General features: G+C 63.1%; 13 protein-coding genes. 3 read left to right on the top strand and 10 right to left on the bottom strand.

Translation table 11 applies throughout. The annotated features are described in order from the left end of the window. The first annotated feature begins 2 nt into the window (after positions 1 to 2). The gene (locus tag ABIB57_RS12090) at positions 3 to 1,052 is read left to right on the top strand and encodes an ABC transporter ATP-binding protein (protein WP_354041068.1); all 1,050 of its coding nucleotides are present in this window, start codon (positions 3 to 5) and stop codon (positions 1,050 to 1,052) included. Continuing rightward, positions 1,045 to 1,878: a glycerophosphodiester phosphodiesterase gene (locus tag ABIB57_RS12085; RefSeq protein ID WP_354041067.1), complete on the top strand. Its 834-nt coding sequence runs from the start codon at positions 1,045 to 1,047 to the stop codon at positions 1,876 to 1,878. The genes ABIB57_RS12090 and ABIB57_RS12085 overlap by 8 nt, the downstream gene beginning before the upstream one ends. Here ABIB57_RS12085 and ABIB57_RS12080 read toward each other — a convergent pair. Then, complete coding sequence (locus ABIB57_RS12080; RefSeq protein ID WP_354041066.1) at positions 1,875 to 2,687, bottom strand: inositol monophosphatase family protein; 813 nt, start codon at positions 2,685 to 2,687, stop codon at positions 1,875 to 1,877. The genes ABIB57_RS12085 and ABIB57_RS12080 overlap by 4 nt on opposite strands. A 283-nt stretch (positions 2,688 to 2,970) precedes the next feature. Between ABIB57_RS12080 and ABIB57_RS12075 the strand changes: the two genes are divergently transcribed. After that, entirely contained in the window at positions 2,971 to 4,431 is a 1,461-nt protein-coding gene (locus tag ABIB57_RS12075; protein ID WP_354041065.1) for an MFS transporter, read from the top strand. A gap of 185 nt (positions 4,432 to 4,616) precedes the next feature. On the opposite strand, the gene ABIB57_RS12070 is transcribed toward ABIB57_RS12075, so the two are convergent. The 9 genes from ABIB57_RS12070 to ABIB57_RS12030 all read right to left on the bottom strand — a co-directional run bounded on the left by ABIB57_RS12070 (position 4,617) and on the right by ABIB57_RS12030 (position 12,246). Beyond that, on the bottom strand, positions 4,617 to 5,411 hold the full coding sequence (locus ABIB57_RS12070; protein WP_354041064.1) for a sugar isomerase domain-containing protein: 795 nt from the start codon (positions 5,409 to 5,411) through the stop codon (positions 4,617 to 4,619). A gap of 19 nt (positions 5,412 to 5,430) precedes the next feature. Further along, the gene (locus tag ABIB57_RS12065; protein ID WP_354041063.1) at positions 5,431 to 6,177 is read right to left on the bottom strand and encodes a GntR family transcriptional regulator; all 747 of its coding nucleotides are present in this window, start codon (positions 6,175 to 6,177) and stop codon (positions 5,431 to 5,433) included. Further along, positions 6,170 to 7,048 carry an ROK family protein gene (locus ABIB57_RS12060; RefSeq protein WP_354041061.1) on the bottom strand — a complete coding sequence of 293 codons (879 nt, stop codon included), beginning with the start codon at positions 7,046 to 7,048 and terminating at the stop codon, positions 6,170 to 6,172. Before ABIB57_RS12060 ends, ABIB57_RS12065 begins: the two co-directional genes overlap by 8 nt. Continuing rightward, on the bottom strand, positions 7,045 to 7,896 hold the full coding sequence (locus tag ABIB57_RS12055) for a carbohydrate ABC transporter permease (protein ID WP_354041060.1): 852 nt from the start codon (positions 7,894 to 7,896) through the stop codon (positions 7,045 to 7,047). The genes ABIB57_RS12060 and ABIB57_RS12055 overlap by 4 nt, the downstream gene beginning before the upstream one ends. Continuing rightward, on the bottom strand, positions 7,893 to 8,786 hold the full coding sequence (locus tag ABIB57_RS12050; protein WP_354041059.1) for a carbohydrate ABC transporter permease: 894 nt from the start codon (positions 8,784 to 8,786) through the stop codon (positions 7,893 to 7,895). The genes ABIB57_RS12055 and ABIB57_RS12050 overlap by 4 nt, the downstream gene beginning before the upstream one ends. A 61-nt stretch (positions 8,787 to 8,847) precedes the next feature. After that, positions 8,848 to 10,143 carry an ABC transporter substrate-binding protein gene (locus ABIB57_RS12045; protein WP_354041058.1) on the bottom strand — a complete coding sequence of 432 codons (1,296 nt, stop codon included), beginning with the start codon at positions 10,141 to 10,143 and terminating at the stop codon, positions 8,848 to 8,850. Between the two features lie 469 nt (positions 10,144 to 10,612). Continuing rightward, the gene (locus ABIB57_RS12040) at positions 10,613 to 11,014 is read right to left on the bottom strand and encodes a DUF2177 family protein (protein ID WP_354041056.1); all 402 of its coding nucleotides are present in this window, start codon (positions 11,012 to 11,014) and stop codon (positions 10,613 to 10,615) included. Between the two features lie 18 nt (positions 11,015 to 11,032). Further along, positions 11,033 to 11,680 (bottom strand): ChrR family anti-sigma-E factor, encoded by a 648-nt coding sequence (locus ABIB57_RS12035; protein ID WP_354041055.1) that lies wholly within the window; start codon positions 11,678 to 11,680, stop codon positions 11,033 to 11,035. Further along, positions 11,677 to 12,246 (bottom strand): sigma-70 family RNA polymerase sigma factor, encoded by a 570-nt coding sequence (locus ABIB57_RS12030; RefSeq protein ID WP_354041054.1) that lies wholly within the window; start codon positions 12,244 to 12,246, stop codon positions 11,677 to 11,679. Before ABIB57_RS12030 ends, ABIB57_RS12035 begins: the two co-directional genes overlap by 4 nt. Positions 12,247 to 12,285: the final 39 nt, after the last annotated feature.

The raw sequence follows: 12,285 nt of genomic DNA, 5'->3' as shown, positions 1-12,285 counted from the left end.
GTATGGCCGTGCTCGATATCCAAGGCGTCACCAAGAAATTCTCCACCACCATGGCGGTGGACAATTTCACCCTGACCGTCGCTGACGGCGAGCTCGTCTGCCTGCTCGGCCCTTCGGGTTCCGGAAAGTCGACCTTGCTGCGCATGATCGGCGGTTTCGAAACTGCCACTAGCGGCCTCATCACCATCGATGGCGAAGACGTCACCCGAGTCCCCCCCGAACGGCGCCCCACCGGCATGGTATTCCAAAGCCACGCGCTGTGGACGCACATGAACGTCTTCAACAACCTGGCCTTCGGCCTCAAGCTGCGTCGCCTGCCCAAGGCCGAAATCAAGCGCAAGGTCGACGCCGTGCTCGAACTTGTGGGCCTCGGTGGCTATGGCTCGCGCGCCACCACCCAGCTTTCGGGCGGCCAGCAACAACGCGTGGCGCTCGCCCGCTCGCTGGTGCTGGAGCCCAAAATTCTGCTCCTCGACGAACCCTTCGCCAGCCTTGACCAGCATTTGCGCGAACGCCTGCGCGAGGAAGTGCGCGATATCCAGCAGCGCCTCAAAATCACGACGCTGTTCGTGACCCACGGACAGGACGAGGCCCTGGCGCTGGCCGACCGGATCGTCGTCATGCGCGATGGCCATACCGAACAGGCCGACCGGCCTGATGTAGTCTATCGCGAACCCGCAACCCCCTTCGTTGCCGGGTTTATCGGCAGCATGAACTTGGTGGACGGCACGATCGCCAACGGCGTTTTCACCCATACGGGTTTCGCCGTGCCGCTAGCTGCGGCCGACGGGCCGGCGACGCTGGCGGTGCGCCCCGAAGCACTCGATATCGTGCCGGCGGCCGGCGCCGGAATGGCCAAGATCCATCGTGTCACCGATTACGGCACCCATGCCATCGTCGATGTCGACCTGCCCGATGGCGTGCGCCTCAAGGCCATGGTGGGCGAGGCGCGGAACTGGTCGGCCGGTCAAGCCATCGATCTCAAGCCGCGCGCCTTTGCCGCCTATCGCGACAACGCCGCCATCTTCCGGAGCCTCGACAATCATGGCTGACGCCATTTCAATAACTCGCGACGGCCATCGCACTTTCTTCAAGTGGCACCGGGGCCGCCGCCGCGCCAGCGACTCCGTCTTCACCGGCTCGCGCATCATCGAAGGCATGCGCCTGGGCGCCAGCGTCGAAGTCGATCTGGTCATCCATGGCGAACGCGGCTTCGCCGTGCTGCACGATATGATCTTGGGCCGCGAAAGCACCGGCGACGGCGCAGTGCTCTCCAAGACCGCCGCCGAACTGCGCGCACTGCGGCTGCGCGACAATACCGGCACCCCGATCGACGAGCCGATCATGCTGCTTGAAGATCTGGCGAGCCTCTTGGCGAACGAGACGGTGCATCCCGACGCCCTGCTGCAACTCGACTACAAGGAAGACGCGGCGGCGCTCGATCCTGTCGCCCTCGATAATTTCGCCCGCAGCGTCGCCCCGGTGGCCCGCAACATGATCCTGTCATCCGGCGATGCCGAGGCCGTTCGCCTGCTGACCACGGCCGCGCCGGGCGTCCGCATCGGCTACGACCCCTGCCACGGAGACGCCTTGGACAATCTGGCCAAAAGCCAGGACTTCGCCGGCTTCGTGGCCGATGCCGTGGCAGCCTCTCCCAACGCCGAAATGATCTATCTGGAATGGCGATTGGTGCTCGGCGCCGATGACGCTGGCTTCGACATCATCGCTGCGTTCCACGCTCATGGGAGGCGGATCGACGCCTACACCATCCAGCGCTCCGATCCTGAAAGCGTCGCCCGTGTCAAGCGGCTGCTGGCGCTCAAGGTCGACCAGATCACCACCGATGATCCCGAAGGTCTCGCCGACGCCTTGGCTTAGCTCGGGTCCTTGCGCGGCACGTCCCCGAGCTTCTCCAGCAGGAAAGCGTGCGTCGCCTTGTTGGCGACGATCAAGGTGCCGGTCTTTTCATAGAATTCCGGCCCACGGCCCCACCAATCCGTCACCACGCCACCGGCTTCCTCGACGAGAAGAATGCCCACTGCCGTATCGACAAACCCGGTCTCCTCGAAATACCCGGTGAGGCGGCCCATAGCCACATAGGCGCAGGAATTGGCGGCGCTGCCGACGATGCGCACCGCGCCGATCGGTGCCCGGATGGCATCGAGGCGTTCATAGGCCCCGGGATAAAGCTGCAGGTTCGGCGTCGGCAAGCCGGTGCTAACGGTCATCAGGCCGATGTCGGTCTGCTGGCTGACCTGCAGCCGCTCACCGTTGAGGAAGGCGCCCTGCCCTTTGATGACCGTAAACATCTCGTCGGCGGGCGGATTGTAAAGCACGCCACAAACTGTTTCGTCGCCACGCCGCAGTGCGATCGAGATGGTGTAGTGCATACCGTTGATGAAGTTGGTCGTTCCATCGATCGGATCGACCAGCCAGCGGTATTCCAGGTTCCGTCCGGTGACCGGATCGAACTCCTCGCCGGTAAAACTCCAGTCCGGATAGCGCTCGAACAGGAACTTGCGGATCAGCAACTCCGATTCCTTATCGGCATCGGACACGAAATCGGCCGGCCCCTTGATGCCGATTTCAAGCTCGCGGAACCGCTTGAAATATCCAAGCGTCAGCGCACCTGCCTGGCGGGCAAGCTCTGTGATGTCGGCGAGGACGGCGTCGTAATCTGTCGACATGAGGCGAATCTCCGGGCTCCACATCATACCGCTCTACGATGACACCTGAAATGCGGCTAATCTGGATATCCCGACAATGGCGTTCCGGCCCCATATGCCGGCTCACATACCGCGCCTGATTGGCGGACACCGAACGCCGCTCCATTTGCCTGCGCGCGCAACGGCCAACGTTCGACAACCGCCTAGCCTATCGCAAATGACTAGGTTGGCTCACAAATATGTGGCACACAAAGCGGCGCTCCAGGCCGCTGGAGTACCAAAATCTGCGCCCGGTCCCGCCTGTATGCCCTCAGTTCTCACCCCCCATTCCCGAAATATCGCGCTGGTCGTCGCTGCCGCGCTATTCACCCAGATTCTCGACGGGGTGATCATCGTCACCGCCCTGCCCCAGATGGCGCGCGACTTCAATGTCGGCACCCTCGAGATGAGCATCGGCATTACCATCTATATGCTGGCTGTCGCCATCTGCATCCCCGCCGCTGCCTGGCTCGCCGATACTCTGGGCGCGCGCCGCACGTTCCTCTTGTCCATCGCCATCTTCACCGTCACGTCGATTGCCTGTGCACTGGCACAGGATCTGAGCCAGTTCGTCGTGGCGCGCGCCCTGCAGGGCGCCGGTGGCGCGGTGCTGTTTCCGGTCGGCCGTATCATCGTGCTGAAGACGGCGCAGAAGTCAGAGATCGTCTCGGCCATCGGCCTGACCATCTGGCCCGCGCTGTTCGCGCCGGTGCTTGGCCCAGCCTTGGGCGGGTTCCTGACCGAATATGCGTCCTGGCACTGGAATTTCTGGATCAACGTGCCGCTCGGCATCATCGCATTCGTGCTGGTGTTCCGGATTGTTCCAGCCGACCGCGAGTTCCAGCGGCGCCCCTTTGACCGCGTCGGCTTCGTGCTGACCGGCATCACCCTGGCGACGCTGCTATACGGCTTCGACGCCCTGGTCCAGGGAACGTTGCCGGTGCTCTATGCCGTGATTCTGGCGGCTGTTGGCCTGGTGTTCGGCGCCGTCGCAATCGTCTGGCTGCTCCGGCGCGCCCACCCGCTGCTTGACTTGCGTACCCTCAAAATTCCAACCTTCGCGGCAACCGATGCCAAGGCCGGCGTCGTGGCGCGTATCGCCATCAATGCTACGCCGTTCCTGCTGCCCCTGATGTTCCAGGTTGCCTTCGGGCTCGATGCTCTACAGGCCGGCGGCCTAGTGGTCGCCTACTTCATCGGCAATCTTGCCATGAAGGCAATCACCACCCCCACCCTGCAGCGCTTCGGCTTTCGGGCCGTCCTCGTCATCAATGGGAGCCTGGCCGGACTCTCGGTCATGGCCTGCGGGTTTTTGGGGCCGGCAACGCCCTACCCGATCACCATCGCCATCCTACTCATCGCCGGTGCCACCCGCTCGATGCAGTTCACCGCTCTCGCCACGCTTGCCTTTGCCGATGTCGACGCCAGCCAGCGCAGTTCGGCCACGACCATCTCGAGCATGTCGCAGCAGCTCTCCATGGTGTTCGGCGTCGCCGCCGCCGCCGGTTGCGTCAATCTTTCCCAGCTCTGGCGCGGCGCGGCGACGCCGGGCTTGCCTGATTTCCAGATCGCGCTGGGACTGATGGGCGTCGTGCTGCTGCTGACCGCGCTGACCTTCGTGAGGCTGCCTCGGGACGCGGGCGCAGAAGTCTCCGGGCATTCCGGCGGCCGCAAAGCGCACGTTCCTGCCGCCGATGCCACCCCCGATACGATAGAGGAAATCTGACATCCCGGACGTGTAAAATTACGCGACCAACCCCCAGCTCTGTGGCGACACATTGATGCGCGGAACAGAGCCGGAGGTCGACACGGGGACAGAAATGCCCTTGACCACTACCATCCAGAGCCCCACGGATCAGCCGGGGGTCCTCGACGTAAGGGCCTATAGCTCAACGCTTAGAGCCGACCGTCTTAATCTTCCTTGGCCATGGATTTCTTGAACTGCGGCAGATGCTTGGTCTGCGCGTCCAGCATCTTTTCGCGGTACTGGCCATAGATGATGTCGGTGTCGTGCAGGGTGACCCCGGCGATCGTCGGCGAGGCAAACACCGGCAGTTCGATATTGCGATCGGCCAGTTTCTGCGCCGTGCGCGCCACCAGCTCATGCATGTTGATCATGGCGAGCACGGTCGAGGCGCCGGCCACCGGCCGGCTCCAGCCCTTGATATCGACGATGGCATCTTCGATCGGCGCGCAGGTATCGATGACGATATCGGCCGCGTCGGCGAGCCGCTTGCCCGAGGAATGCGTGGCAGGTTTGTCCAGATTGGACTTGGCGGTGATCGCGATAACCGTCAGCCCGCGCTTCTTGGCATAGATGGCGGTATCGATGCCCGAGGAATTCCGCCCCGAATGGCCGAAGATAACAATGGTGTCGCCGGCATTGAGCGGCTGGTGATCGAGGAACTTCTCGGCATAGTTCTCGGTGCGCTCGAGCCAGAGCAGTTCGCGCACGCCGCCGGCACCCAAAATATTGTGCCACATGACGCGCGGATCGGTCAGTGGGTTAAAGCCGAGATAGGAGCCGTAGCGTGGATAGGTTTCCTGCACGGGCAACACCGAATGGCCCGAGCCGTAGAGGTGGACCAGCCCATCATTAGCGAGGCTTTCGGTCATGGCGTTGGAGGCCGCCTCGTAGGCCGCCTCGTTGTCCGCGCCGGCCTGTTCGGCGAGCTTGACGAGTTTGCTGATATAGAGCGTGGACATGGATATGTGCCTTTCTGGACTAGACGAAAAGTGTGGAGCGGATTTCGTAGCGGTCCGCCCGCATGATGGAGAGGGCGAATTCGAATGGGCCGGCGCGATCATAGGTCACGCGCTCAACCTCGAAAGCAGGCGTGCCGGCGGGCAATTCGATCAGGTCTGCATCGCCCTGCGGGACACTGCCGACGCGATAGACTTCCTTGGCCTTGATCGGGTCGATGCCGCAATTGTCCTTGAGCCAGCGATAGAGCGAACCGACGCTGGGCGCGGCCTCGTAGAGGCCCGGCACCCGCTCTGCCGCCAGATGTGTGGTCTGGATGCCGATCGGCATGCCATTGCCCAGCCAGAGCCGACGCAACTGCACGATCGGCGCTCCGACGCTGACCTCAAGCGCTTCGGCGATAACCTCGGTGGCCGGCAAGATCTGCGCCGCGATCAGCCGTGTACCCGGCTCGAGCGCCAGTGTGCGCATTTCATCGGTGAAACTGGTCAGCCCGCGCACCCCCGCCACCATGGTGGCAGAGCGCACGAACGTGCCGCGGCCATGCTCGCGGCGCAGCATCCCGGCCTCCTCCAGATTGCGCAGCGCGTGGCGCAAAGTAATGCGGGAGATGCCCAGCATCTCGCCGAGGCGATCCTCGTTGGGAATTTGTGAGCCGGCCGCCCATTCCCCGCTCTTGATCAGTTCGCGCAGCGCCGTTTCGGCCTGGTGCCAGAGCGGCTCGGGTCGGCGGCGATCGGGCCGTTGCAGGCCTTGTGGCTCATCCATGTCCGGTTCTCCAAGCTGGCCCCACTGCCCCGGCAAACGCGGCCCCGATCAGGCCGGCGCCAGGCCCATGCCGGGCCGCCACCAGTTCAACCTGCCGCAAATGCGGTGGCAGATGCCGGACCAGCCCCGATTCGATCAGCGGCGCAAGCACATCGAACCCATCGGCAACGCCGCCGGCAAAGATGACTCTCTTGGGCGCGAGCAGCGCCACCGCACCCGCTAGAGCCGTCCCGAGCATTTGCATAGACCGTTGAAGCGCCTTGCGCGCCGCGGCGTTGCCCGCCCGGGCCTGCGCTATCAGCGCCGTTCCGTCGGCGAGGTCCTGCTGGCGGGCCAGTGCGTCCAGCGCCCGGCCCGAACAATGCCGTTCGAGCCATCCACTGACGTCCTCGCCCCCGTCGTCGACATCCACCGATGCCCAGCCAAACGAACACGCCGCGCCCATAGTCCCACTGATGATCGTACCACCAGCAAGAACGGCCGAGCCAATGCCGGTGCCGATTGCCAACAGGATCGCATCCGCAACGCCGACAGCGGCGCCGGACTTTGCCTCGGCCAGCAGGCTTAACTGCGCATCATTACCCAGCGCAATCGAGATTGCAGGAAAGGCGTCAGCCAGGTCGAGACCATCGAGATAGGGCAAGTTAGGCACCCAGCGGCAGACGCTGCCCTCGGCCAGACCCGGAATACCCAAGCCCAACGCCTCTGCGCCATGCTCGGCGAGTTGCCCCCCTATCAGCGCGATGAAATCCTGCCTCGTGGTCGGCGCCGGCACGTTCGCAACCGCCTGAACGGCGCCAGCATCATCGGACGTCGCGAGCGCAATACGGCAGCGCGTGCCACCTAAATCGATAGCCAGGATCGCGCTCATCCCTTGACCCCGCTCGACACGATAGAGTCGACAAAAAAGCGCTGCAAGAACACGAACAGCACCACCGGCGGCAACACCGCCAGCGTCGCGCCGGCCATGACCAGCCCGGTATTCATCGCCCCGCGATTATAGCTCAGCAGTCGCGAGAGCGAGATGACGATGGGATATTGGTCGGTCTTGCCCTGCAACACCGTCAGCGGCCACAGATAACTGTTCCAGTGATAGACGAAGGCAAACAGCGTCAGCGCCGCTATGGCCGGCATCACCGAAGGCGCCACCACCTTGAACAGGATGCGCATTTCGCTCGCCCCATCGACGCGTGCCGCATCGATCATGTCGTCGGGCACGCCCTTGATATATTGCCGCATCAGGAAGATGCCGAAGGCATTGGCCAGATTGGGCACGATGACGCCGAACAGGCTCGCATTGAGCCCCAGATAGCCGGTGATGCGATAGAGCGGGATCAGCGTAACGATAGGCGGCAGGAACATCGCCGCGATCAACACGGCAAACAGCGCGTCGCGGCCCTTAAACGTGTATTTGGCGAAGGCATAGCCCGCCATCAGGCTGGTCAATAGAATGGCGGCGGTCGTGATCACCGCAATCACCGCCGAATTCAGGAACGATTGTCCCAGGCTCACCACATCGGCCACCTGCAAATAGGCATCCAGGTTCAGCGTGGCCGGAAACCAGACGGGCGGCGTCTGCATGCTTTCCTGCGGCGTCTTGAGGCTCGACAGAACCATCCAGGCCATCGGGAAAGCCGCAACCACGGCAACGAAAATAATCAGTAGGGTCAGCAGACCTTCCTGCGGCGAAGCGAAAATTTTCGGCCGATCGCTGCTCATGGCCGGTTCTCCCGGCTGCGCGCGACCGCGAACAAGGCGGTGATCGCCACGATCAGCGCCAGCATCAGCGTGACGGCCATCGCCGAGCCGAGCCCACCCTGCGCCCGCTCGATGCCGACCCGGCGAATGTGGTAAGTCAGCACGTTAGTGGAATTGACCGGCCCGCCCTGCGTAATCAGCGCCACCGGCTCGAACACCTGCACCGCGTTGATGACGCCGATCACCGCCGAAAACAGCAGCGTATTGCCGAGCAGCGGCAGCGTGATCGCGTGAAACTGCCGCCATGCCGAGGCGCCGTCGACGCGGGCAGCCTCATATAGAACCGGCGGAATCTGGGTCAGTCCCGCAACGGCCAGCACGGTGAAATAGCCCACCTGCTGCCACACATTGAGCAGCACCAGCGAAACCAGCGCCGTCTTGGGCGACGACAGCCAGGTCTGGGCTCCGATGCCAATCCAGCCCAGCATCTGGTTGATCGGCCCCTCGGTGGGCGAATACAGCTTGGACCACACCAGCGCCACCGCGATCATCGGCACCATATAGGTCGAGAACAATACCGTGCGCAGCACGATGCCGCCGGGCGCGATCTTCTGATGCACCAGCAGGCCCAGCGCCACCGACAGCGGCACGATGATGAGGACCGACAGCACGGTATAAATAGCGGTATTGACCAGCGCTGCCTTGAAATCGCGGCCGACCGAACCGGGCCCGAAAATGGCCAGGAAATTGTCCACGCCGATGAAGCGTGCGGTCTCGAACCCGGTCTGGGTCGACCAGTCCTGAAACGCCAGCCAGATGGTCAGCGCCGTCGGCAGCAGCACGAACACGCCGATCAGGCCCGTCGCGGGCGCCAGCATGCCGATCGCTGATCTGTTTTGAGTGCGGAGCATAACTATCCGGGGCAAGGAGAGTTGGGCGGCCGTAGCCGCCCAGAACGTGATGATGAGATGCCTATTTGGCGTTGCGTCCAAGAATTTCGGTCGCATCGGTTTGGGCATTGGTCTGCGCCTCGGCGGCAGTAACCTGCCCGAACTGCAAGGCCTCAAGCGTCTGCTGCAGCGATTCCGAGAACTCCTGACCACCGAGCACCACCGGGAACGGCTTGGCATCCGACAGCGGCCCCGTATATCCGGCAAGGAACGCGTCCCCGCTGAGACGATCGCCAAACGCCTTCGCGTCCGAGGTGCGCGAGGGCAGGATACCCATCGACATCAGGATTTCGCCCATGGCCGAGGCGCCGTTCGGCCCGGATTCCGGCCCGTTGAGCCAATCGAGGAAGCTCCAGGCCGCAGCCTGTTCTTCCGCACTGGCCTGGGCGTTGACCACGGTCATCCACGAATAGGAGATCGAATGCGCCTTGTCGCCCGATGGACCGACCGGGATCGGCGCGGTGGCGATATCGGCGAACGCGCCGCCCATGCCGGCCTTAAGCGCCGATTCCCACCAGTTCGCCATGATGATCATGCCGGTCTTGCCTGAAACGAAATTGTCTAGGAACGGCCCGGCCGTATTGGCGTCGGCTGTCGCCATGGCTGGATCGGAGAAGCCGGAGGTGATGAGCTTTTCGTAGAGCTCAAACGTCTCCTTGGCCTGCTTGCTGTCCAGCACCGGCTTGCCGTCGACCACGAGGTCGCCGCCATTGGACACCAGCAGCGACGCAAACGGATGCAGCACGCCCGCGGCCCAGGAATTGATCATACCGAAGCCCTGCTGACCCTTCGATTTGTCCGTCAGCTTCTCCGCATCGGCAAGAAATTCTTCCCACGTCTTGGGCGGCTCGGTGATCCCGGCTGCCGCGAACAGGCGCTTATTATAATTCAGCGCATAGACATCGATTTCATTGGGAATGCCATAAAGCGAACCGCCCGCCGTGGCCGCACTGACGACACCGGCCGGCCAATTGGCCGTCACGGCCGTGGCCATTTCGGCCGCCACGGGCGCGACCAGCTTGTCCTTTGCCAGGTCCGGCAGCCAGGCGTCATAAATGCCCGCAATGGTTGCCCCGCCTGCCCCACCACCCGAGGTGCGCAGCGTGGTCAACAGGTCGCCGAACGGTACGGCGCGGACAGTGATCGTGTCGTCCTTGTGCGTCTCGCCATATTTGGCGATCGCGGCGTCCAGCATGGCCACCGTGTCCGGCGACCAATGGGTCAGAAACGAAATCTCGGCCGCCTGCGTGAGCGCGGTGCCGGATACCAGGACAGTCGCCACGCCAGCTAGGCAGCGGATGGCCCTAACGTAATGCATGAATTTTCTCCCCGTCGCGTCCGGCCAGCCAAGCGCTAACCGATAGGTCATAGTGTTATGACGTTATAACGACATAATCAAAGGGATTCTTGCACCTGTCCGGCCGGCGTGGGAGTTCGCTATCCGCAGGCTAGGAGACAACCGGCGCGAATGATTATTCCAGCCTCGCCGAAACAAGCTTTCAGTGGCCATTACCGGGCGAACTATTGAGGGTGTTGAGGCTCCATCATCGCAGTGATGGCAGGGCAATCATCGTGTGCCTGCGCCCAAAACAAGCACGTCGATCGCTGACTCGCCTCCCCTTCCTGCATGAACACGGGCAGGCAGGCGTGAATTACATGCAGCGCGTGGACCACGACCGCGAATGCAATGAAAACCTATCGTCGGCGCTATTTGAACAGGCTGGCTCGTCGAGTCTTGGGTTCGTCCTGCCGAGCCCCAGGCCGTGTCACTGGAGTTAAGCGGCAGATTACGCAGCCAGCCAGCGTGTCACCAGGAAGCCGCCGGTTGCGGCGACGCCGGTAAGCCCGGTGCCCCAGGCCAGATCAACCAGCGTTACTGCCAACGGCCAGTTCTTTAGGGTCGACAAATTGGTCAAGTCATAGGTGCCATAGGCCACAAGGCCGAGCACCAGACCGGCGAGCAATGCCGCGCTCCAACTGCCGCCCGATAGGCCGGGAATGACGGCGAGGAAAACGACGCCGCCGACATAGACCAGGTAGAACAGGCCGGCGATGGCGAGGTTCGGCTTGTCCAGGAACAGGCCCGAGGCGCGCTCGCGATAAAAGCCGCCCATTGTGGACAGCCATACAAAATCGCAGGCGAAGAAAATCACGGCGGTGGCGGCGTAGGCGACGATGTATTTCAGCACGATGAGCTCCGCCTGCGTTCAAATTCCCAAAATGGGCTGCACCACCCGCACGATCCAACTGCTGAAGCGTAGCGGTGCGTCAGTAACCGCGAGGCAGATGCAATCGGCCTCCGGCGTCGCGATAGGCTGATGGGTAAGGCTGGCATCGGCATCCTCGATATCGCCCCGCGCAAAAATCGTGTCGCCATCGCGGAAGCTGCCGGTCAGCACGAGGGTTAGTTCACGTCCGCCATGGGTATGCTCAGGGACGGGCTTGCCGGCGGGAATGCGCAACAGCCGCACCTGCGTGGCGCGATCCGCAGTCTTGATGCGCAATTGCGAGGCGCCCTTGCCCAGTGCCTGCCAGCGGACGCCATCGAGGTCGCCCCCCACATAGTCGCGCAACGGCTGCGGCAGGGTCTGTGGGCGGCCTGTCGAACGCGATTTCCCCGACTCGGATCCTGACGTCAGTCGAGCGCGTACGGCCTGCCAGGATTTTTCCTCGGATGGTGCCGCGTCGAGATCATCCAGCATGGCGCCGCCAACCGCATCGGCCACAGCTGCACGCCGGCGGCAGTCCGGGCACAGGGCCAGATGCGTGGCCACGGCGATGCTCCAGCCCTCACTGAGGGCCCCGGCGGCGTAGCTGACCAGCAGGTCATCGTTCAGGTGATGGATAACGCTCATGAGGGGTCCCCCCCTATCAGCGCACGGAGTTTGTCGAAGGCGAGGCGCATGCGTGATTTGACTGTCCCCAATGGCAGGTCGAGCGCGGCGGCGATGGCGCTTTGCGACTGGTCCTCGAAATATGACATCTTGAGCACCGTCGCCTGATCGGCGGGCAAGCTCAACAACGCCCGCTGAACCCTCCCGGCATCCTGGAATGCCGCCATTGCAACATCAGCGGCAGGCGCCTCGTCCGGCACGAAGGCGGGATCGTTGGGATCGAATTCGGGACGGCGTTCGCGCCGATAGGCATCGATGCGCAGATTGCGCGCTATCGAAAAAATCCAGGTCGATGCGGCGCCCTTGGACGCATCATAGAGCGCGGCCTTTTTCCACACCGCCACCATGGTCTCCTGCATCAGCTCCTCGGCCGACGCACTGCCACCGCCGCGCGACATATAGGCCTTGATGCGGGGGGCGTAATAGCGAAACAGGGTTTCGAACGCATCGATATCCTGGCTGCGGCCAACGGCGAGCAGCAACTCCGTCATGCTCTTGTCGGCTTGGCCGTCCGGAAGTGCGGTCATGGGCACATTATGATCAGAACGCCTTGCTCTGGCTAGCCT

The organism is Devosia sp. UYZn731 (assembly GCF_040546795.1).
In the GTDB taxonomy this organism is placed as follows: Bacteria; Pseudomonadota; Alphaproteobacteria; order Rhizobiales; family Devosiaceae; genus Devosia.
The sequence above is the reverse complement of the archived record's forward strand: the minus strand, read 5'-3'. Positions and strand labels throughout refer to the sequence as shown.